The sequence below is a fragment of the Flavobacterium sp. SM15 genome (assembly GCF_022012335.1).
Taxonomy (GTDB): domain Bacteria; phylum Bacteroidota; class Bacteroidia; order Flavobacteriales; family Flavobacteriaceae; genus Flavobacterium.
Genome location: NZ_JAKLTO010000006.1, coordinates 53,236 through 74,865 on the forward strand (window position 1 = coordinate 53,236; position 21,630 = coordinate 74,865).

Here is a 21,630-nt window from a genome sequence, read left to right on the forward strand (position 1 = left end):
GATTGGAATAGGATTTAAAACTTGATTTTGCTTTCCACAAAGGTAATGATTTCAGAAGCGTTTGTTTGAAAATCAAACCATTTTGCTTCTTCCGATCTTTTAAACCAGGTGATTTGTCGTTTAGCAAAACGTCGGGTGTTTTTCTTGATTTCTTCTATTGCGAATTCTAAAGATGAATTCCCGTCAAAATGATCGAAAAGCTCTCGGTAACCTACTGTTTGTAAAGCATTAAGTTGTTTGTTCGGATAAAGAGTTTCGGCTTCTTCAATCAAACCTTGTTGGATCATTAAATCAACTCTTAAATTGATGCGCTCGTACATTTTTTCTCTTTCAGCTTCTAATCCGATGACAATAGGAGTAAAGTTACGTTGGTTTTTTCGCAGCCCTATAAAGGAAGAATAAGGCTTTCCGGTTCCTAAACAAACTTCCACAAAACGCTTCATACGCTGTGGGTTTTGTAAAGTTTGAGGATTTTCAGAACTAATTTTATTGAAATAATCAGGGTCGAGTTCTTTTAGGGTGTTTTGCAGATAATCAATGCCTAACTCATCAAATTTAGCATTGATTTCCTCCCGAACCGAAGCATCAATATCCGGAAAATCGTCAAATCCTTTTAAAACTGCATCTACATACAAACCAGAACCGCCAACCATTATCTGAACCTTGTTTGTTTTGAAAAGCTCGTCTAATTTGTTAATCGCATCGGTTTCAAAATCACCCACAGAATAATTCTCAAAAACCGAAATGTGCTGAATAAAATGATGCTTGGCTGCTGCTAATTCATCTTTATTTGGAACAGCTGTACCGATTTTCATTTCTTTAAAAAACTGTCGGCTGTCACACGAAAGTATTTCACAACCAAAATGTTGCGCCAATTTAATGCTTAGTGCCGTTTTCCCAATTGCAGTCGGGCCGATAATGGTAATTAAGTAGTTCATTAGTTAACTGCCTTAGAAAAACTAAAATTTAAGGATTTTCTGAACTTTATTTTTTCGAATAAAACTCTGAATGATATTTCGGGAATCACGATTATTCTGCATCGGAATGATAATGTTTTTTAAAATTTCGATGTTGTTAATCTGATAATTCAAATCGTAAAAACAATAGCCTTTGTAAACACCATTTTCCACTAAAACTGCGCTTCGTTCATCAATGCTTCTGCCGCGATCCACTATAACCATATTTTGACTTTGCAACTGATTGTGTTCCAGGAAATATGTAACTCTTTTGTTGTAATCTTCAGGGGTTTCCTTACCAATACAAGCTCCTAAGCATTGTTTCAAATCGTATTGGAAGCATTCTTTTTTAGTGTTGTACAGTCCGTTTACTTTTTGACAAAACTGATGTTCTTCGGTAATTTTATGAAGAATATTTTTCCCTTCCTGAAGTGTGGCAAAAGAAGTGATTTCTTTTTTACGCCCATCGGTTTTATGCAGTTTTAGCGCCAAATAACCATTTTCATCTTTTTCAGCATATAAGGCATAAGGAAAAATGGTTTTACGCTGTGAACGGTTGTAAATCGGTTTATTGATTTTGATTTCTTCGCTTTCTTTTAAAAGTGCAATAAGTTCGCTTCCGGTTTCTTCATGAGTAACGGCAAATACTTCATTTTGAATGTGTTTCGACTTTCTGGAGGTTCCGGTAAAGTGCTGATTCACACGTTTTTTCATGTTTTTGCTTTTCCCAATATAGATAATCGTTCCGTCTTCACGATGGATATAATAAATACCTGTTTTGGAAGGAACACCATCGATCAAATCCATTAATTTTGGTGAGATTCCGGCTTTAATTTCCGTTTTGATGTAACTCTTAACAATAACTTTTTCCAAATCTTTGGATAAGAGTAATTTGAAAAGTTTTACCGTAGCCATTGCATCTCCGGAGGCTCTGTGTCTGTCTGCCATTGGAATTCCCAATTCGCGTACCAGTTTTCCTAAACTATAGGATTTATGTCCAGGTAATAATTTTTTGGAAAGTTCTACAGTACAAAGCGTTGGCTTTTTAAAATCGTAGCCTAAGCGTCTGAATTCGGTTTGAAGAATACGATAATCAAAAGAGGCATTATGTGCTACAACTATACAATCCTGAGTGATTTCAATAATACGTTTGGCAACTTCATAAAACTTTGGAGCCGAACGCAGCATCGCATTATTAATTCCAGTAAGTTTAACCACAAACGGCTGAATTGGAATTTCAGGATTAACCAAACTAATGAACTGATCCACAACCTCGTGGCCATCAAATTTATAGATGGCAATTTCAGTGATTCCTTCTTCATTGTATTGGCCTCCGGTGGTTTCTATGTCGAGAATTGCGTACAAAATCAGTTATGAGTGAAAAGTTATGAATTACAAGTGATTGTTTTACTATCTGCTGCCAAAGATACTACTTCCGATGCGAACCATCGTACTTCCACAGTCGATTGCGAGCTTATAATCTCCCGACATTCCCATGGAAAGGGTTTGCAGTTCGCAATTTTCAGTTTTCAGTATCCTGTATTTGTCGAAAATGGCTTTCAGGTTTTGAAATTCCTTTTTTACTTGTTGCTGATTATCAGTAAATGTAGACATTCCCATCAAACCAACTAATTTTATGTTTTTGAGTTTTTTTAGTTCTTCGGAAGATAAAATTTCGCTCAGTTCTTTTTCGTCCAAACCGAATTTACTTTCTTCTTCGGCGATATAAACCTGAAATAAGCATTCAATTATACGATTATTTTTTACGGCTTGTTTGTTGATTTCCTGTAGTAGTCTTAAACTGTCAACACCATGAATCAAACGCACAAACGGAGCAATGTATTTTACTTTATTGCTTTGTAAATGTCCTATAAAATGCCACTGAACATCGTTAGGTAGTTGTGGTTGTTTATCGACTAATTCCTGAACATAATTTTCACCAAAAATTCGTTGACCTGCGTTGTAGGCTTCCATCAAATCGTTAACGGGTTTGGTTTTGGAAACTGCAACTAATGTAACGTTTTCAGGAAGTGTTGATTTTATATGTTGAAGGTTTTTTGTTATTGACATTTTTTCTGAAGTTTTCAATCGCAGTCACGGTTTTTCAGCCGTAATCTTTGAATCTTTAGTTTTTCTTAATCTTTGAATTATAACTCATACACTACCAAACCACTTCGAAACTTTGGTTCGATGTAAGTACTTTTCGGCGGCATGATCAGATTCTCATCTGCAATGGATTTAATTTCTTCGATATCAATAGGGTAGAGCATAAAACCAACTTCGTATTCTCCATTGTCAACCAATTCTTTTATGGAAGTTATCGATTTTGTTCCCGGAATGTAAGCGATTCGGTCATCAGTTCGTAAATCTTCAATGCCTAAAACCGGTTTTAAAACAGTATCGTATAAAATTTGCGCGTCGAGTTTTGACAATACATTATTGAATTGAAACTTCTCTTCTTTCAAACGCAAAGCATAAAATTCACCATCGAAATACATTCCGAATTCAAACTTGTGCCTCGGTTTCCACAACTCCTGTTTTTTGGTTTTAATGACGAAATTTTCCGCAACTTTTTTAATGAAATCTTCTTTGGAATTTCCGTTCAAATCGCTGATGATTCTATTGTATTCGTAAATTTTTACATTAGAATCCGCAATTAGGAAACTCATGAAATAATTCAGGTTTTCGTTGCCTAAATGTTTGTCTTCTTCATATAATAATTCTGCAGAAGCGGAACGATGGTGTCCGTCGGCAATATATAAATCGCCAATCTGTTCAAATTTTTGTTTCAGCCAATTTATTTCCGAATCACTTTCAATTTTCCAAAGTATGTGTTTTTCTTTGTTGGTTGTAGAAAATTCGTAAACAGGACGGGAGTTTTTTTTGTCTGAAATCCAGTGGGTTAGTTCAGTGTCATCTTTATAAGTAATCAAAACAGGTTCTGTATTAAAACCGGTCTGATGTAAATAATCTTTAAACAATTCAACACGATATTCTAGTGTGTCTTCGTGTTTTTTGATGATGTTATTCTGATAATCCTCAACAGAAGTTCCCGCTAAAATACCAGTAAAAGTGTGGCTTTTCGATTGAATTTCATACAGATAAAAAACGGCTTTTTCTTCCTGAATAAGAATGCCGTCTTTTTTGAAATCTTCATATTTATGCGCAACAGCCTTAAACCGTTTATCAAAACCTATTTTCTGCTGATTTACATACGCCGGATTCAGAATATGTAAAAAAGAAAACGGGTTAAATTCCAGATAGGCAGCAAGTTCTGTCGCTCCGTAATCGTCATAGGAACGCGAAGTTACCAGACTGACTTTATCGGCCGTTGGTCGTACTGCTTTGAATGGAATGATTTGAGCCATTTATTTTGAGGGATAAGTGATTAGAGGCAAGGGATAAGTTAACTTTTGACTTTTCCCTTGTCCCTTTTTACTTTTATACAAATTGTTTCGAAACTTTCTCTGCTTTTTTACTTTCTGAATAATCGTAGAAACCTTCTCCGGATTTCACTCCTAATTTTCCTGCCATTACCATATTTACTAATAAAGGACATGGTGCATATTTAGGATTTTTGAAACCGTCGTACATTACATTTAAGATCGACAAACATACATCAAGACCAATAAAATCAGCTAACTGAAGTGGTCCCATCGGGTGTGCCATTCCCAGTTTCATTACCGTATCAATTTCCTCAACACCAGCAACTCCGTTGTATAAAGTTTCGATTGATTCGTTAATCATCGGCATTAAGATTCTGTTGGCTACGAAACCTGGATAATCGTTTACTTCAGTAGGAGTTTTTCCTAATTTCACCGATAAATCCATGATGAGTTTTGTTACTTCGTCGGAAGTGTTGTATCCACGGATGATTTCCACCAATTTCATAATCGGCACCGGATTCATGAAGTGCATTCCGATAACTCGTTCAGGATGAACAACCTGAGCTGCAATTTGAGTGATTGAAATCGAAGAAGTATTGGTTGCTAAAATTACGTTATGATCGCAAACTTCGCTTAACTGTTTGAAGATGTTCAGTTTAAGAGTTACATTTTCAGTTGCGGCTTCTACTACTAAATCACATCCAACAACTCCGTCTTTAACATCGGTATAAGTAATGATGTTTCCGATGGTTTTGTGTTTGTCTTCTTCGGAAATCGTTCCTTTTGCCACCATACGGTCAAGGTTTGCGGCGATGGTTGCCATTCCTTTTTCCAGTGCTTTTTCTGAAATATCAATCAATTTTACGGTGAAACCTGATTGTGCAAATGTGTGAGCAATTCCGTTGCCCATGGTTCCCGATCCGATTACAGCTATGTTTTTCATTATGAATATTTAAAGATTAAATAATTTAAGATTTAAAGATTATTTTTTTCCATTGAATCAATGATCTGATACGCTACTCGTAAAGCTTCTGTCGCCTGTTCCAAAGTTACTACCGGAGTTGTGTCATTGTTGATGGCATCGGCAAACGATTCCAATTCATCCAAAATGGCATTGTTGGATTCCACATGCGGATTATCGTAATAGATTTGTTTTTTCACGCCTTCCGCATTTTGTAAAATCATATCAAAATCACCCGGAACTTCAGGAGCGTCTTTCATTTTTACCACTTCACAAACTTTGTCCAAATAGTCAACGGAAATGTAAGCGTCTTTTTGGAAGAAACGTGATTTTCTCATGTTCTTCATCGAAATTCGACTTGAAGTAATATTGGCCACACAGCCATTTTCAAATTCGATTCGTGCATTGGAAATATCCGGAGAATCACTGATAACGGCAACACCACTTGCATTTACGCTTTTTACTTTTGAATTGACAACGCTTAAAATCGCATCAATATCGTGAATCATCAAATCCAAAACTACAGGAACATCGGTACCACGAGGGTTGAATTCTGCCAAACGGTGTGTTTCGATGAACATTGGATTTTCGATTTTGTGCTTCACTGCTTTAAAAGCCGGATTAAAACGCTCCACATGACCAACTTGTCCTTTTACGTTGTATTCTTTAGCTAAGGCGATGATTTCTTCAGCCTCTTCAACAGTTGTTGAAATTGGTTTTTCAATGAAAACGTGTTTTCCGGATTTTATGGCAACACGCGCACATTTGTAATGGGAAAGAGTAGGAGTAACAATGTCAACAACATCAACCGCATGGATTAATTTAGCGATGGTGTCGAAGTGTTTGTACCCGAATTCGGCAGCAATTTTTTCGGCATATTCCTGATTTTCATCATAAAAACCTACCAGTTCATATTTTTCAGATTGTTGTAGTAATCGCAAATGTATTTTTCCGAGGTGTCCGGCACCTAAAACGCCTACTTTTAGTGGTTGATTCATATAATTAGGATAAAATACTGATTTTCAAAATATTAATATAAATTATTCGTGCTGTTATATTTGCTATAACCATCAGTGAATTTTATTAGAACGGTTATAAAAGTATTTTCAGCAATTCAAATTTATTCTAAAAAAAGTCCACTGGCAAAAATACATAAATTAATATTTAAAAAGTTATCGGAATTGCTTCTTAAAACCAGTTTTTTGACTTAAAACAGAATATTAAAATTTGCTTAAAAAAATGAATCTTGGTTTACACTTGGAATAATCTTACTAATTTTGAAAAATGAAAAAATCAGTAGCCATAGCTTTACTTTCTTTATACTTGCTGGGAACAACCCAGTTAAGAGAGCTACTGAAGATTCCGGTACTTATAGAGCATTTTACAGAGCACAGGAAACAGAATCCAATCATAAATTTTTGGGATTTTCTTTGTGAGCATTATGCCGATTATAATCACAGTGATAAAGATTACGATCGAGATATGCAGCTTCCGTTCAAAACGTTAACACATAGTGCTTCTGATTTGGCTTTCTTTCCAACAATTGATTTCGAATGCGAATTGCCTGTGAAAAAAATTCCTGCAGATAACAGACAAAACCTTGTTTATGCAGGCTTTATTTATACTTCTACCTATCTTTCGTCCATTTGGCAACCACCAAAATCTTGTTGATTTTATTTGATTTTCAATGAAATAAATGTCTTTGAGATGTTTGTTTCTGTTTTGTTTCAAAAGTTTAAATAAGATTAGCATTATGCTTACTAAAATTATAGAGTTTTCCGTAAGGAATAAACTTATAGTAGGTTTGATGGTTATTGCTCTTATCATTCTGGGCGTATATCAAACCACAAAATTACCAATTGATGCCGTTCCCGATATCACCAACAATCAGGTTCAGGTAATCACAGTTGCGCCTTCTTTTGGGGCCAACGATATTGAACGTCTTGTCACCTTTCCGGTGGAACAGTCTGTAAGCAATATTGCAGGAACCAGCCAAATTCGCAGTTTTTCCCGTTTCGGATTATCATTGGTAACCATTGTTTTTGAAGATGATGTCGATATTTACTGGGCTCGTCAGCAAGTGGCAGAACGATTGCAGCAGGTTCAAAATCAAATTCCAAAAGGGATTGGTGCTCCGGAATTGGGGCCTATTTCCACCGGATTGGGTGAAATTTACCAATATGTTGTAAGACCGGAAAAAGGATACGAAAAACAATTCAGTTTAACGGAGTTACGTACCATTCAAGATTGGATTGTTCGCCGCCAACTGCTTAGTGTTAAAGGCGTTGCCGAAGTAAGTAGTTTCGGAGGAAAATTAAAGCAGTTTGAAATTGCGGTCAATTCCGATAAATTAAGTGCACACGGCATAACAATTAACGATTTGTTTGATGCCTTGGAAGCCAATAATCAAAACACGGGTGGTGCTTATATTGAAAAAGGACCAACGGTTTTATACATTCGAAGTGAAGGGTTAATCGGTAGTATAGAAGATATTAAAAACATTGCGATTGTTTCCAAAGACAGAAATACTCCTTTGTTTATAAGAGATGTAGCCGAAGTACAAACAGGATTTGCGACAAGATACGGAGCTTTAACCTATAATGACGATGGTGAAGTAGCCGGTGCTGTTGTGATGATGTTAAAAGGAGCAAACAGTAATCACGTCATCAAAAATGTAAAAGAACGAATTGTTGAAATCCAGAAAACATTGCCTAAAGGTGTTGTTATTGAACCTTTTTTGGATCGAACTAAAATGGTAAACAATGCCATTGGTACTGTAGAAACCAATTTGTTGGAAGGTGCTTTAATAGTTGTATTGGTTTTGGTATTGTTTCTCGGAAATCTTCGTGCCGGTTTGCTTGTGGCTTCCGTTATTCCGTTGTCGATGTTGTTTGCGATTTGTATGATGAACCTCTTCGGTGTCAGCGGGAATTTAATGAGTTTAGGCGCACTTGATTTCGGTTTAATTATCGATGGTGGGGTTATTATTGTGGAATCGGTCATGCACCATTTATCGCATAATGCGAAATTCAAAAAAATGACCAATCTGTCCAAAAATGAAATGGATAACACGGTTATTGGTTCGGCCAGTACCATGATGAACAGTGCGGTCTTTGGTCAGGTAATTATTCTGATCGTTTATCTTCCTATTTTATCATTACAGGGAATCGAAGGGAAGATGTTCAAACCTATGGCACAAACAGTAGCTTTTGCTTTATTAGGTGCCTTTTTATTGTCGTTAACCTATATTCCGATGATGAGTTCTTTTGTTTTGAGCCGAAAAATCAGTCATGCGCCTAACCTTTCAGACAGAATTATGGCTAAGGTGGAAGCGGCTTTTCAAAAACTACAGGTAAGGATTTTAAAACAACCTAAGTTTGTATTACTGTCGGTTTTAACTCTTTTTGTAGCTGCCATTTTTACGCTTTCACAGATGGGAGGTGAGTTCATTCCGTCGCTGGAAGAAGGAGATTTTGCAGTCGAGACAAGAGTTTTAAGCGGAAGCAATCTGAATACCACTATCGAGAGTTCTCAAAAAGCAGCTCATATCCTGAAAACGCGTTTTCCTGAAGTGGAAAAAGTAGTCACCAAAATCGGAAGCGGGGAAGTGCCAACCGATCCCATGCCGATGGACGCCAGCGACATGATAGTTGTGCTCAAAGACAAAAAAGAATGGACTTCAGCCGAAACTTTTCCGGAGCTTTCTGAAAAAATGAGCAAGGCTTTAGAAGATGTTCCCGGCATTACCGTAGGGTTTCAGTATCCGGTGCAAATGCGTTTCAATGAGCTTATGACCGGAGCCCGTCAGGATGTGGTGGTAAAAGTATTTGGGGAACATCTCGATACGCTTGCAGCCACGGCTTCTAAGATTGGGAAGATTGTGCATACGGTTAAAGGGGCGCAAAATCTTTATGTTGAACCCATTACCGGAATGCCTCAGGTTATAATTCAGTACAACAGACCGATGATTGCACAATACGGTTTGTCCATTGCAGATGTTAATCGTGTGGTAAATACTGCTTTCGCGGGTCAAACAGCCGGATTGGTATATGAAGGGGAAAAACATTTCGATATGGTAGTTCGCCTCAAATCCGATAACCGTAAAAATCTTAATGATATTCAGCAACTTTTGATTCCAACAGCTTCAGGAGAACAAATTCCGTTAGGACAATTGGCCAGTGTGGAAATTAAAGACGGACCAAACCAAATTCAGAGGGAAAATGCCCAAAGAAGGATTATTGTCGGTTTTAATGTAAAAGATCGGGATGTACAAAGTATCGTTCAGGAATTGCAGCAAAAAATTGGGAATCAAATTAAGTTGCCGGTAGGTTATTCCATTACTTATGGTGGTTCTTTTGAAAATCTAAATGAGGCTAAAGACCGTTTGATGATTGCCGTTCCGGTTTCTTTAGTATTAATTTTCATTCTATTGTTTTTTGCTTTTAAATCGATCAAAGACAGTTTATTGATTTATACGGCGATTCCGTTGTCGGCTATCGGTGGGATCTTCTTTTTGGCTTTGCGAGGTATGCCGTTCAGTATTAGTGCCGGCATTGGTTTTATTGCCCTTTTCGGGGTTTCGGTTTTGAACGGAATTGTACTGATTGCCGAATTCAACCGCCTTAAAAAATCCGGCATGACCAACATAACCCGCGTGGTGGTGGACGGTACCCGAAAAAGGCTGCGACCGGTTTTGATGACCGCTTTTGTAGCTTCTTTAGGATTTTTGCCAATGGCTTTAAGCAATGGTGCGGGAGCCGAAGTACAACGACCTTTAGCCACAGTGGTTATTGGCGGCTTACTGGTGGCTACTTTTTTAACGCTTTTCGTGTTACCGCTTTTATTTATTCAATTTGAAAAAGGAATTCCTATGAATAGTTTCAAAAAAAAAATGCCTGTTATTCTTATCCTGATGATCTTAACCGGAACAGTTGCAAATGCTCAAACAAAAATCAGTCTGAATGATGCACTAACGACTGCTTTGGAAAACAACCACAAACTGAAAAGTGAAAAACTGCGTTCGGAATACGCCAAAGCAATGATCAAAACCGCACCCGATTTGCCCCAAGCCAATCTGACTGCAGATTACGGACAGATTAACAGCGTTTACAACGACACAAAATTCGGTATTAGTCAGAGTTTTGCATTGCCAACGCTGTACAGTCGTCAAAAACAACTTAACACTGAAGAATGGAAACAAAGCGTTCTGAGCGTTTCGTTACAGGAATTCGAACTCAAAAAAGCGGTAACACAGGCATTTTATGCTTTACTTTATTTACAGCAAAAAGAGCAACTTTTGAAAAAGGCAGACACGCTTTACAGTAATTTTTATGCAAAATCCGAACTTCGTTTGCGCAAAGGAGAAAGCAATGTATTGGAAAAAGTAACTGCGGAAAATCAGAAAAGCGAAATCATGATTCGCCTGAAACAGCTAGGTCAGGAAATTGCATTGATTTCGCTTCAGTTTCAATTGTTGCTCAATGCCGAAAATCAGTTTCTGCCGGATACTTCTGAACAGATTATGAGGCTTACAGAAACAAAGGATGATCTTTCTCAAAATCCGTATTTACTTCAAATGCAACAGCAAAAAAACATTGCTGAAAAGCAAACCAAGGTAGAACGTGCTAAACTTTTACCGTCATTATTACTGGGGTATAACAATACGAGTTTTAAAGGTGTAGGTCCTGATGGTGTTGATTATACTACCAGTACACGATTCCATTCGGTTCAGGCGGGGATTTCGTTACCTGTTTTTACTTTCGGACAACACGCCCGAGTACAAACCTCTAAAATTGCTGAGAAAATAGCCCAACAGGAAATTCAAACTACTCAGGCAGCCTTGCAAACCGAACGCAGTAAACTTTTGGTATCATATAAAAGCAATCTTGAAATAGTTACGCAATATCAGTCAATCGGATTAAAAAACGCAGATACGATCCTAAAAACGGCGCAGCTTCAATTTGTGAACGGTGAAATCAATTATCTCGATTTTGTAATGCTTGTAAATCAGGCAATAAATGTTCAGAATAATTATGCAGATGCTGTGTGGGCTTTGAACGAAAGTATAGTAAAAATCAATTATCTTAACTTAAATTAAAATCAGATGAATCGTTTCTCTTCTGTTAAAAATAGACCAGCGTTTGTGTACCGATACAGCAGCATTTTCATAATGCTGGGCTTATCGTTCCTTTTTATAAACTGTAAATCCGAACCAAAAACGGAACCGCAATCTCAAGTGAAAGCTGATGAAAATATTGTGGTTTTAACCGATGCACAATTCAAAAATGCAGAATTAACCTTCACCAGGTTATCCGAAAAAAACATGGCTAATGTGTTACAATTAAACGGAAAAATTGATGTTCCGCCACAAAACATGATTTCGGTGAGTGTTCCTTTGGGCGGATATCTTAAAAATACCAAACTCCTTCCGGGCATGCCAATTAGAAAAGGGCAGGTGTTGGCTACGATGGAAAATCCGGAATATGTTCAATTGCAACAGGATTATCTGCAGGCAAAATCAAAGTACAGTTATGCGCTTCTGGATTATAAACGCCAGAAAGATTTAAATCAAAGTCAGGCAGCCAGTGACAAAATTATGCAACAGGCGCAAACCGAGATGACCAATCAGCAAGTGGCGATGAATGCGTTGGGTGAACAGTTAAAACTTATCAACATTAATCCAAATGCGCTCACGGCGGCTAAAATTTCCAAAAGTATTTCGGTTTTAAGCCCAATTAACGGATTTGTGAGTAAAGTGAATGTAAATGTCGGGAAGTATGTTACACCTTCCGATATTTTGTTTGAACTGATTAATCCGTTGGATATTCATCTGAATCTGAAAGTTTATGAAAGTGATGTGAATGCCTTAAAAATCGGACAGCCGCTCATTGCTTACAGTAATGCACAACCGGATAAAAAATACAAGGCAAAAGTAATGCTCATTAATAAAGACATTGCTACTAATGGGGTAACAGAAATTCATTGTTCTTTTTCTGAATATTCGAAAGAATTACTTCCGGGTTTATACATGAATGCTGATATTGAAACCGTAAGTTCTCTTGATAATTCACTACCGGAGCAAAGTATTGTAAATTTTGAAAGCAAAAATTTTGTGTTTATAACAACAGAAAAGCAAACTTACAAATTGCAGGAAGTGATTTTAGGCAAAGAAGAGAACGGTTTTGTCACGATAAAAAACAGTGATGAACTTAAAGGAAAAACTATAGTAAACAAAGGCGCTTATACTTTGTTGATGAAATTAAAAAATACAGAAGAAGAATAAAAAAAGGGTTTGTTTGAATCTGTAAAATTGGCAACATGAAGCAATTAAGAATTCTAAAGCGGAAAAGCTTTCCTTATTAGGTTAAAATTGTCTTTTCCATTTTAGAATGCCGATTTCTTTGCTAATTTTACAGAAACAAATAAGCCGAAAAAGTGAGAGATTTAGCCAAACATCAAGGACTTCGAAATCAATTGGTAAGCCTTTTGGAACGAAAGGGGATTACCGATAAAAACGTATTGGAAGCAATCAGAAAGATTCCGCGCCATCTGTTTTTGAATTCGAGTTTTGAAGATTTTGCCTATCAGGACAAACCTTTCCCGATTGGGGCAGGACAAACTATTTCTCAACCTTACACTGTGGCTTTTCAAACCGAATTACTTCAGGTGAAAAAAGACGACAAGGTATTGGAAATCGGTACAGGATCAGGTTATCAGACCGCAGTTCTGTGTACCATCGGAGCCAAAGTCTATTCCATCGAAAGGCAAAATGAATTGTTCAAATCGACTTCACTTTTATTACCGAAATTGCACATCCGTCCGAAACATTTAGCTTTTGGCGATGGTTATAAAGGATTACCGGCATATGCTCCGTTTGACAGTATTATTGTTACTGCAGGCGCTCCGTTTATTCCGCAACCTTTGATGGCACAGTTAAAAATAGGGGGAAGGTTAGTTATTCCTGTTGGAGAAGATGTTCAGGTGATGACATTACTTATCCGTAAAAACGAAACCCAGTTTGAAAAACACGAATTTGGAGATTTCCGTTTTGTACCTTTATTGGAAGATAAAAATTAATGCGCTTTTTTAATTCGATCTAGATCACGTTTGGTATCGCGGTCTTTTATAGATTCACGCTTGTCGTAGTTTTTCTTACCGCGACAAAGTGCGATGTCTAATTTTGCCAATCCTTTTTCGTTGGTGAAAAGACGTAATGGAATGATAGTTAAACCTTTATTCTGAACACTTTTTAAAAGGCTTTTCAATTCCTTTTTGTTTAATAATAACTTGCGTTCGCTTTTAGCCTTGTGGTTGTAATGCGTTCCGTAAAGGTATTCTTCTATGTGTGAGTTGATTACAAAAAGTTCATTATTGTGAAACTCACAAAAACTTTCCGCAATTCCGGCTTTCCCTAAACGAATTGATTTGATCTCGGTTCCGGTCAACACAATTCCAGCCGTATATTTTTCGAGTATTTCATAATCGAATTTGGCTCTTTTGTTAAGTATGTTGACTGTTTTTTGCATAGGAGCGCAAATGTAAGAACAAATTGAAGAAGGAACAATAGTTGTTTAAGGTAATTTCAATAACTGATGGGTGACTGATGTATTACTTATAGTTACAATGTACAGGTTTCCAAAAGTTGTATCTTCGATATCGGGATAAACTTTTTCACCGATTATTTGATTTACAAGATTTGGAATCGTATTGCTGTGGCCGACCAAAAGTACATTCTTTCCTGAATTTTCTTTTATAAAAGACGCAATATCAATAGTTTTATGATCGTAGATTTTGATGCTGATTTTATTTTTCTCAGCTGTAGGAGTTGCAGTTTCAATGGTTCGTTTATAGTTAGTGCTGTAAATTTCATCAAAACGAATAGCAGAAAATATTTTGCTCCAGTTTTCGGCTCTTTTCAAGCCAACTTCCGATAAATCGGGATTAAGTGAATTATCTACTTTTTCCGCATGACGGATAAAATATAAAGTTGTTGATGTATTTTGAGCAATTCCAAACTGCATAAACAGTGCTGTAATAAGGGTAAGAAAGAATTTCATCATCAAAATTTAATTAACTTTCGTTTGGGTTTAGGAGCGAAAAGACATAGCTGTCCAAAAATTTTCCTTGCCAATAAGTATCTTGTTTAAAATAACCTTCACGAACAAATCCGTTTTTCTCCAGTAATTTCCACGAAGACTCATTCTCAGGAGCGGTAACTGCTTCAATTGAATGGAGTTTGATTTCTTCAAAACCGTAACGGATAATCTCAGTTAAAGCTTCCTGCATGATCCCTTTTCCATGAAATTCAGAAGAAAGAATGTAACCGACTTCGGCTCTATGGTTCTCAGGCTGCATTCTGAAATAACCAATATTTCCGATTAGTTTTTGATCATCTTTAAGGCAAATTGCCCAATTGATGCATTCTCCGCTTTCTAAAAGCCCTTGCATGAATTCGATGTGTTTAATAGCATCGTCTATTGTTTTGGGAAGTTCACGGGGAATATATTTCATGATTTCCGGATTGGAACGAAGCGCAAACATTTCATTAGCGTCATTAGTAACTATTTGACGTAAGGTCAAACGTTGAGTGTTTAATATTGGAAAATTTGTAAAATCAAATACGAGCATACTTTTCAGAATCTTGGTTCGCAATAAAATTACTCTTAAAAAAGAATTTTAAGAAAATTAATGAAAAAAAAATTATTGTATGTTTTGTTAATAAAAATTGTTAAATTTAGAAAACCGAAAATACAGGCTTACTAACTATTATTACTTATTATGGAATTTAATTTTGAAACAATCGACAAAGAAAAAATCAGTGCATTATCGTTTCCCGACGGCGATGTTTTAGATGATGATAAAGACGCCATCAAACAACGCAAAAACGATCTAGACCGTGCACTAACTTTAGGAAATCTGGAACATCTGAAAATTAAAATTTATTTTGAAGATGATACTTCTAAAAAAATGGTCGATACCACCATTTGGGGAGTTACCGAAGAACGAATAATTTTAAAACAAGGAGTTGTAATTCCTATACGAAGAATTTACAAAACTATTTAAGCTATCTCTGGATAGCTTTTTTTATGTGCTTGATTATGAGATTGTTTTTGTAAAATTATAACATATTATACTGATTTTTTTAACAAGTTAACACAAATAAAAAAACTAACTTTACGATAATAAAATCCCATCTACACATATATAAATTCTTATGAGGTAAGACGCACAATGAAGAGAAAGAATTGATTACTAATGCAGGTTTGCTTTTTGAATCAAATAATGTATTTCACGTAACAAAAAGGGGAAGTAACCAAATGCCTTTTGGGTTATACATTGTAAATACTATTTATAAATCAAAAATCGAACATTATGAAATCAATCATCTGTTTATTAATTAGTTTTAGTTTCTCTCTTGTGGGATATTCACAGGAAAAAGGAACGTCGAGTGAGGGTGCCATGGATGCAAAAAAATTACCGGAAATTGTTATTAAAAGAGCCGGTGATGATTTTTCCGTTTATCTTCCGGAATTTGAAAACCAGGATGCAAAAATAAGACAATTGCAAAATGAGTTCATTGCGTATGATTTAGGTAAAGATTATGAAGGATATGAAAACTATTTAGTTACAATGAGAGTAAAAGACGGCTCATTAGTTGCTACTTACAATGAAAAAGGAAAACTTACACGAGTAGTTGAAAAATATGAAAATGTAAAACTTCCAATGAATGTTGTTTACGGAGTGTATAAAAACTATCCTGGCTGGAAAATTGTAAACGATAAGTATTTTTATTCACAAGAGGATGGAGATATTACTCAAAAGCAATACAACTTAAAACTCACCAAAGATAAAGAGACTAAAAAAATAGTGGTAAATTCAAAAGGCGAAATACTTAAAGGCTGATGTCTCCCAAAGAATTAAAGTCGTATCTATAAAAAAGCTATCTTCAAAAAGATAGCTTTTTGCTTGTTATTCTGTGAAGTCGAGATCTTTATTGTGGGTTTCTTCAATGGTAAGCGTTGAGTAAATTCCAAGAGTAAAGGCTACCAATCCAACAATTGCTGCGGCAGTAATGACTCCGTTGTTTACTTTTAAACTGTCAAAAGCTAAAAGCATAACAGGTACCATTCCTCGAACCATGTTTGGAATTGTTGTTGTGGCAGTACTGCGAATGTTTGTTCCGAATTGTTCCGATCCAACGGTAACGAACATTGCCCAATAACCCGTTCCCAATCCTAACCAAGCACAATAAAAATAGTACAGATTCTCCGAAGATTTTCCACTGAAAAGCATCAAAACGATTCCCAACAAAGTAAAAAGCATCATATAAAAAATAGCTTTTTTTCTCGAACGAAGCCAATGAGAAATAAATCCACTTGCAAAATCACCGATGGATATTCCAACATAAGCCCACATAATTGCCTTTCCTGGAACAATGCTTGAAATACCTAAAGCCGGAGCAAACTGATTGGCCATCACGGCTAAAATCCCGATGCAAAACCAGGTTGGCAACCCAATTGCGATGCATTTCATGTATTTGATAAAACGTTCTTTGTTGGTGAAAAATGAAAAGAAGTTGCCTTTTTGAATGGTTTCGGCGTGTTTGATATCATTATAAATTCCTGATTCTACAACGCTTACTCTTAGAAATAAAAGCAGAAGCCCTAAACCACCACCAATAAAATAAGCGATAGTCCAATCACCAGCCAATTCAACGGTTAATTGAGCAACTACTGCGCCTAATAAACCAAATCCTGCAACAATGGATGTTCCGATAGCGCGCAATTGTTTTGGTAAGGATTCCGAAACCAAGGTGATGCCGGCTCCTAATTCTCCGGCTAGGCCAATTCCGGCAATAAAACGTAACACCGCATAAACTGTTGTTTTATCTTCAAAAGGCATTTGAGGCAAAAAGCCGCAGGCAATATTAGCCAGTGAATAAACCAAAATTGAACCGAATAATACCGAAAGTCTTCCTTTTCGGTCTCCTAAAACACCCCAAAGAATCCCGCCCAGTAACAAACCAACCATTTGGAAATTTAAAATCATGGTTCCTGCCGTATCCGCATCGAGCTGTAAATCTTTCAAACTGGGAACACGAACGATTCCAAATAACAATAGATCGTAAATGTCTACGAAATAACCTAAGGCCGCGACAATTACTGGAAAGGAGAAAAGGTGTTTCAGTTTCTCGTTAAGGGTGAATTCTTCCATTTTTGGTTTGTGGTTTGGTGCTCAAAAATAGAAAAAAGATTGATTTTACTAAGAATTTGAAGAATAAACTTCAGAATTGAAAATCTCCATATAGCGTTCAGGTCTTTGGATTTCTTTCCATCCGTATTGTTTATACAATTCATGAGCATCGGCGGTTAGTAATATCCATCTTCTCAGACCTTGTAAATCGGGATGGGACATAATGGTTTTCATCAGCCATTTTGATAATCCTTTGCCACGAAATTCGTTTAAAATATAGACATCGCCCAAATAGCCAATAGTTGAAAAATCGGTTATTACTCTGGCAAAACCAATTTGTATGGAGTTTTGATAAACTCCAAAACAAAGTGAATTTTCTATGGCTTTTTGAACGGTTTCCAAAGGAATGTTTTTCGCCCAATAGGAGTGGTTGCTTAAAAAATCGTGAACTGCAATTGCGTCAATCTTGGTTTTATCGGTACAGATTTCGAAAGTGTCTTTTTTAAAAGATAAGAGTTCCATTCTTTGAATTAAATTTCATCTAAATTATCAATTAAATTAGAATAAATGAAAGCCAATAGAAGCAGCAAATGTACTCCTGTCATTTGCTGCCCTTTTTTATAATCCGATTTGTTTCATAAAAGCCTGATTATCCCAAAACAGATACTCTTCGGTCATTTTTCCATCCGCTCCCCAATGTCCAATGGTAACCATGCTTAGTTTGAATTTTTTTCCGGTTGGGGGAATTGTTTTTTCGCCACCAATCGGCATAGGAGCAGAGAAGGTTCCTTCCATTTCGCCCACTACGCAAGTCCAGTCGCCTCTTCCAAATTTTATGGGATGTGTTTTGATTTTGGTATCGGGAGCGAAAACAAACATGGGTTTCAGTAAGTCGATATGTTGTGGAAACAAATCGGTTGAAATGCTTCCGTCCGGATAAATTATTTTAATGTTATCGGCATGGCTTTCTTTGAAATTGTCCCATTTTTGGTTACTGTAATAATCGAAATCCAGTGAATCAAAGCGCGCCAGGCGCTCGTTTTGTAATTTTTCATCGGCTTTGTATTTATCGAGCTCAGCTTGGAGTTCTTTTACTTTGTTTTCCAAATCATTGTTGTTTGATGCTTTGTTGCAGGAAATAAAACTTCCTGCAATTATAAAGCCTAATAGAAATGTAAAGTTTCTGGCAGTTGTTTTCATATTGTCTTTAATTAATTAGTAATTTTTAGTAAAGTTAAGTTGTTGAAAATCAAGTATTTTTATTTTATATAAAATGTCGACAAAGGAAGGAAAATCACGATAAAAGCAATGATTTTATGTACGACCATTACTATTTAGCCCTGATTGGAGCGTTACCTTGTAAAGCGTAAAGCAGGAATAGGGATTTCAAAAGTTCACGACCCCTTCGCTCAAAAAAAATACCCGACTGATTCGTTTAAAAACCAGTCGGGTATAACCAAAAACCAAATAAAAAAATATGAAAAACTAAATTACTCTTTGTCTGTCTGATTTCGGAAAACCAGTTGTCCGTCGAAACTGTCCAGCAGTATGATGCTCTCAGTTGCTATTTTCCCTGCGAGGATTTCTTTGGAAAGCTGATTCAACACTTCCTTCTGAATTACACGTTTTACCGGTCTTGCCCCGAAAGTCGGATCGTAACCTTTTTCAGATAGGTAGGCGATTGCTTCAGGAGTCGCGTCCATTGAAATGTGTTGCTGTGCTAACATTTTAATCACGCTTTTTAACTGTAAACCAACAATTTCACGGATGTTTTCGCCGGTTAAAGGTGTGAACATCACAATTTCATCGATACGGTTGATAAATTCCGGACGAACGGTTTGTTTCAACAAGCCTAAAACTTCCACTTTTGCCGCTTCCGTTGCCGCTTCGATTCCTCCTTTTAGGTTCTCAAATTTCTCTTGTATGATGTGGCTTCCCATGTTGGAAGTCATGATGATGATCGTGTTTTTGAAATCAGCCAGACGACCTTTGTTGTCGGTTAAACGACCTTCATCTAAAACCTGTAACAGGATGTTGAACGTATCCGGGTGCGCTTTTTCGATTTCATCAAGTAATACTACGGAATACGGTTTTCTTCTCACGGCTTCGGTAAGCTGACCGCCTTCATCGTACCCAACATATCCCGGAGGCGCACCTACTAAACGGCTTACGCTGTGGCGTTCCTGATATTCGCTCATGTCAATTCTCGTCATAGCGTTTTCATCGTCGAATAAGTATTCTGCCAAGGCTTTTGCCAATTCTGTTTTACCGACACCGGTTGTTCCCAAGAAAAGGAAGGAACCAATTGGTTTTTTGGCGTCCTGTAATCCGGCACGACTTCTGCGCACGGCATCACTAATGGCTTGAATGGCTTCTTCCTGACCGACTACTCTGCGGTGTAATTCGTCTTCGAGTTTTAATAACTTTTCACGTTCGCTTTGCAGCATTTTGGTAACGGGAATCCCGGTCCATTTGGCTACTACTTCGGCGATGTCGTCGTGGGTTACTTCTTCCTTGATTAGCGATTTATCGGATTGGTTTTCCTGTAACTGTTTTTGCAAACCGTCCAGTTTTTCCTGAGCTTCCTTGATTTTTCCGTAACGGATTTCGGCTACTTTTCCGTAATCGCCATCGCGTTCGGCACGTTCGGCTTCGGCTTTGAAATCTTCAATTTGCTGTTTCACCGATTGGATGTTATCGACTAAATCTTTTTCCGATTTCCAGCGGGTATATACTTCGTTGCGCTCTTCCTTTAAGTTTGCTAAATCTAAACCAAGGACTTTTAATTTGTTTTCGTCGTTTTCGCGTTTGATGGCTTCAATTTCGATTTCCAACTGCATGATTTTACGATCCAAAACGTCTAATTCTTCCGGTTTGGAATTGATTTCCATGCGCAATTTAGAAGCCGCTTCGTCCATTAAGTCGATGGCTTTGTCCGGCAAGAAACGATTGGTGATGTAACGCTGAGACAATTCCACAGCCGCAATAATCGCATCGTCTTTGATTCGTACTTTGTGATGTGTTTCGTATTTCTCTTTGATACCACGTAAGATGGAAATCGCACTTTCGGTATCCGGTTCGTCTACATTAACTTTCTGGAAACGACGTTCTAAGGCTTTGTCTTTTTCGAAATACTTCTGATATTCGTCTAAAGTGGTTGCGCCAATAGCTCTTAGTTCACCACGAGCTAAGGCGGGTTTTAAGATGTTTGCCGCGTCCATAGCGCCTTCTCCACCACCGGCGCCTACCAAAGTGTGGATTTCGTCAATGAAAAGTACTATGTCACCTTCTGCAGAAGTTACTTCTTTCACTACGGATTTCAAACGCTCTTCGAATTCTCCTTTGTATTTTGCTCCGGCAATCAAGGCTCCCATATCCAAAGAAAAAACTACTTTGTCTTTTAGGTTTTCGGGAACGTCTCCGGCAACGATTCTGTGTGCTAAGCCTTCTGCAATGGCGGTTTTACCTACACCGGGTTCTCCAATAAGCATTGGATTGTTTTTAGTTCTACGCGATAAAATTTGCAACACGCGACGGATTTCTTCATCACGGCCAATCACCGGATCAAGTTTACCGTCATTGGCTAACTGATTTAAGTTCTTTGCGTATTTGTTTAAGGCATTGTAGGTTTCTTCGGCTGATGCGGAAGTTACTCGTTCTCCTTTACGGATTTCGGCGATTGCTGCTTCTAAACCTTTTTCAGTTACACCTTGATCTTTCAAGATTTGGGCAACCTTACTTTTTGATTTGAAAATCGCTAAAATTAAATGTTCGATGGAAACGTATTCGTCGTTCATTTTTTTAGCGATGATATTGGCCTCGTTCAAGGTGGTTCCGGCTTCACGGGAAAGCATTAATTCGCCACCCGATACTTTTGGAAAACTCTGAATGGTGCTGTCTAAAATCTGTTTGAATAGGTTTACGTTTACATTCAGTTTTTTTAAGATGAAAGGCGCCACGTTTTCGTCCACCTCTAAAATTCCTTTAAAGATGTGCTCATTTTCCAACTGTTGTTGGCCGTTGCTTTGTGCAATTTGCTGTGCTTGTTGCAGAGCCTCCTGCGATTTGATTGTTAAGTTATTTAAGTTCATAATGTTAAATGCTGTATGTCAATTGTTGTTTTTGTTTAGCTTTG

The 21,630-nt window shown here is 37.1% G+C and carries 19 protein-coding genes; 6 read left to right on the plus strand and 13 right to left on the minus strand.

Features of this window, described 5'->3' with window-relative positions:
• Positions 1-14 precede the first annotated feature (14 nt).
• The 6 genes from miaA to LZZ90_RS11095 form a co-directional block, all read right to left on the minus strand.
• Positions 15-938: a tRNA (adenosine(37)-N6)-dimethylallyltransferase MiaA gene (miaA, locus tag LZZ90_RS11070; RefSeq protein WP_237790763.1), complete on the minus strand. Its 924-nt coding sequence runs from the start codon at positions 936-938 to the stop codon at positions 15-17.
• Between the two features lie 21 nt (positions 939-959).
• Positions 960-2,321: an exonuclease domain-containing protein gene (locus LZZ90_RS11075; protein WP_237790764.1), complete on the minus strand. Its 1,362-nt coding sequence runs from the start codon at positions 2,319-2,321 to the stop codon at positions 960-962.
• A 45-nt stretch (positions 2,322-2,366) separates the two neighbouring features.
• The gene (locus LZZ90_RS11080) at positions 2,367-3,026 is read right to left on the minus strand and encodes a YggS family pyridoxal phosphate-dependent enzyme (protein WP_237790765.1); all 660 of its coding nucleotides are present in this window, start codon (positions 3,024-3,026) and stop codon (positions 2,367-2,369) included.
• Positions 3,027-3,103: 77 nt separating this feature from the next.
• Entirely contained in the window at positions 3,104-4,324 is a 1,221-nt protein-coding gene (locus LZZ90_RS11085) for a DUF1015 domain-containing protein (protein ID WP_237790766.1), read from the minus strand.
• A gap of 73 nt (positions 4,325-4,397) precedes the next feature.
• On the minus strand, positions 4,398-5,285 hold the full coding sequence (locus tag LZZ90_RS11090; protein ID WP_237790767.1) for a 3-hydroxyacyl-CoA dehydrogenase family protein: 888 nt from the start codon (positions 5,283-5,285) through the stop codon (positions 4,398-4,400).
• Positions 5,286-5,317: 32 nt separating this feature from the next.
• Positions 5,318-6,301 carry a Gfo/Idh/MocA family protein gene (locus LZZ90_RS11095; protein WP_237790768.1) on the minus strand — a complete coding sequence of 328 codons (984 nt, stop codon included), beginning with the start codon at positions 6,299-6,301 and terminating at the stop codon, positions 5,318-5,320.
• Between the two features lie 286 nt (positions 6,302-6,587).
• Here LZZ90_RS11095 and LZZ90_RS11100 point away from each other — a divergent pair, with 286 nt between their 5' ends.
• From LZZ90_RS11100 to LZZ90_RS11115, 4 genes are all read left to right on the plus strand, one after another.
• Positions 6,588-6,974: a hypothetical protein gene (locus LZZ90_RS11100; RefSeq protein WP_237790769.1), complete on the plus strand. Its 387-nt coding sequence runs from the start codon at positions 6,588-6,590 to the stop codon at positions 6,972-6,974.
• 82 nt (positions 6,975-7,056) lie between these two features.
• Entirely contained in the window at positions 7,057-11,400 is a 4,344-nt protein-coding gene (locus tag LZZ90_RS11105; RefSeq protein WP_237790770.1) for a CusA/CzcA family heavy metal efflux RND transporter, read from the plus strand.
• A gap of 6 nt (positions 11,401-11,406) precedes the next feature.
• Positions 11,407-12,585, plus strand: a complete 1,179-nt coding sequence (locus LZZ90_RS11110; protein WP_237790771.1) for an efflux RND transporter periplasmic adaptor subunit — start codon at positions 11,407-11,409, stop codon at positions 12,583-12,585.
• A gap of 152 nt (positions 12,586-12,737) precedes the next feature.
• Entirely contained in the window at positions 12,738-13,379 is a 642-nt protein-coding gene (locus tag LZZ90_RS11115; RefSeq protein WP_237790772.1) for a protein-L-isoaspartate(D-aspartate) O-methyltransferase, read from the plus strand.
• Here the strand turns inward: LZZ90_RS11115 and smpB are convergent.
• Genes smpB through LZZ90_RS11130 form a run of 3 tightly spaced genes read right to left on the minus strand, consistent with a single transcriptional unit; the run spans position 13,376 to position 14,930 of the window.
• Positions 13,376-13,828, minus strand: a complete 453-nt coding sequence (gene smpB, locus LZZ90_RS11120; protein ID WP_237790773.1) for an SsrA-binding protein SmpB — start codon at positions 13,826-13,828, stop codon at positions 13,376-13,378. The genes LZZ90_RS11115 and smpB overlap by 4 nt on opposite strands.
• 45 nt (positions 13,829-13,873) lie before the next feature.
• A complete protein-coding gene (locus tag LZZ90_RS11125; RefSeq protein ID WP_237790774.1) occupies positions 13,874-14,362 on the minus strand; it encodes a histidine phosphatase family protein in 489 nt (162 codons plus the stop codon).
• 10 nt (positions 14,363-14,372) lie between these two features.
• Positions 14,373-14,930 (minus strand): GNAT family N-acetyltransferase, encoded by a 558-nt coding sequence (locus tag LZZ90_RS11130; RefSeq protein WP_237790775.1) that lies wholly within the window; start codon positions 14,928-14,930, stop codon positions 14,373-14,375.
• 150 nt (positions 14,931-15,080) lie between these two features.
• On the opposite strand from LZZ90_RS11130, the gene LZZ90_RS11135 reads away from it, so the two are divergent.
• A complete protein-coding gene (locus LZZ90_RS11135; RefSeq protein ID WP_237790776.1) occupies positions 15,081-15,365 on the plus strand; it encodes a hypothetical protein in 285 nt (94 codons plus the stop codon).
• A 309-nt stretch (positions 15,366-15,674) separates the two neighbouring features.
• Positions 15,675-16,205 (plus strand): hypothetical protein, encoded by a 531-nt coding sequence (locus LZZ90_RS11140; protein WP_237790777.1) that lies wholly within the window; start codon positions 15,675-15,677, stop codon positions 16,203-16,205.
• A 66-nt stretch (positions 16,206-16,271) separates the two neighbouring features.
• Here the strand turns inward: LZZ90_RS11140 and LZZ90_RS11145 are convergent, their stop codons facing one another.
• From LZZ90_RS11145 to clpB, 4 genes are all read right to left on the minus strand, one after another.
• Positions 16,272-17,516 (minus strand): MFS transporter, encoded by a 1,245-nt coding sequence (locus LZZ90_RS11145; RefSeq protein ID WP_237790778.1) that lies wholly within the window; start codon positions 17,514-17,516, stop codon positions 16,272-16,274.
• Positions 17,517-17,564: 48 nt separating this feature from the next.
• The gene (locus LZZ90_RS11150; protein WP_237790779.1) at positions 17,565-18,017 is read right to left on the minus strand and encodes a GNAT family N-acetyltransferase; all 453 of its coding nucleotides are present in this window, start codon (positions 18,015-18,017) and stop codon (positions 17,565-17,567) included.
• A 96-nt stretch (positions 18,018-18,113) separates the two neighbouring features.
• Positions 18,114-18,695: an ester cyclase gene (locus LZZ90_RS11155; protein WP_237790780.1), complete on the minus strand. Its 582-nt coding sequence runs from the start codon at positions 18,693-18,695 to the stop codon at positions 18,114-18,116.
• Positions 18,696-18,985: 290 nt separating this feature from the next.
• Positions 18,986-21,586, minus strand: coding sequence for an ATP-dependent chaperone ClpB (gene clpB, locus LZZ90_RS11160; RefSeq protein WP_237790781.1), 2,601 nt, complete (start codon positions 21,584-21,586; stop codon positions 18,986-18,988).
• Positions 21,587-21,630: the final 44 nt, after the last annotated feature.

Coding starts and splice junctions, on each gene's coding strand:
- miaA (WP_237790763.1), bottom strand. CDS start 938: ATGAACTACTTAATTACCATTATCGGCCCGACTGCAATTGGGAAAACG.
- LZZ90_RS11080 (WP_237790765.1), bottom strand. CDS start 3,026: ATGTCAATAACAAAAAACCTTCAACATATAAAATCAACACTTCCTGAA.
- LZZ90_RS11085 (WP_237790766.1), bottom strand. CDS start 4,324: ATGGCTCAAATCATTCCATTCAAAGCAGTACGACCAACGGCCGATAAA.
- LZZ90_RS11090 (WP_237790767.1), bottom strand. CDS start 5,285: ATGAAAAACATAGCTGTAATCGGATCGGGAACCATGGGCAACGGAATT.
- LZZ90_RS11095 (WP_237790768.1), bottom strand. CDS start 6,301: ATGAATCAACCACTAAAAGTAGGCGTTTTAGGTGCCGGACACCTCGGA.
- LZZ90_RS11100 (WP_237790769.1), top strand. CDS start 6,588: ATGAAAAAATCAGTAGCCATAGCTTTACTTTCTTTATACTTGCTGGGA.
- LZZ90_RS11105 (WP_237790770.1), top strand. CDS start 7,057: ATGCTTACTAAAATTATAGAGTTTTCCGTAAGGAATAAACTTATAGTA.
- LZZ90_RS11110 (WP_237790771.1), top strand. CDS start 11,407: ATGAATCGTTTCTCTTCTGTTAAAAATAGACCAGCGTTTGTGTACCGA.
- smpB (WP_237790773.1), bottom strand. CDS start 13,828: ATGCAAAAAACAGTCAACATACTTAACAAAAGAGCCAAATTCGATTAT.
- LZZ90_RS11125 (WP_237790774.1), bottom strand. CDS start 14,362: ATGATGAAATTCTTTCTTACCCTTATTACAGCACTGTTTATGCAGTTT.
- LZZ90_RS11130 (WP_237790775.1), bottom strand. CDS start 14,930: ATGCTCGTATTTGATTTTACAAATTTTCCAATATTAAACACTCAACGT.
- LZZ90_RS11135 (WP_237790776.1), top strand. CDS start 15,081: ATGGAATTTAATTTTGAAACAATCGACAAAGAAAAAATCAGTGCATTA.
- LZZ90_RS11140 (WP_237790777.1), top strand. CDS start 15,675: ATGAAATCAATCATCTGTTTATTAATTAGTTTTAGTTTCTCTCTTGTG.
- LZZ90_RS11145 (WP_237790778.1), bottom strand. CDS start 17,516: ATGGAAGAATTCACCCTTAACGAGAAACTGAAACACCTTTTCTCCTTT.
- LZZ90_RS11150 (WP_237790779.1), bottom strand. CDS start 18,017: ATGGAACTCTTATCTTTTAAAAAAGACACTTTCGAAATCTGTACCGAT.
- LZZ90_RS11155 (WP_237790780.1), bottom strand. CDS start 18,695: ATGAAAACAACTGCCAGAAACTTTACATTTCTATTAGGCTTTATAATT.
- clpB (WP_237790781.1), bottom strand. CDS start 21,586: ATGAACTTAAATAACTTAACAATCAAATCGCAGGAGGCTCTGCAACAA.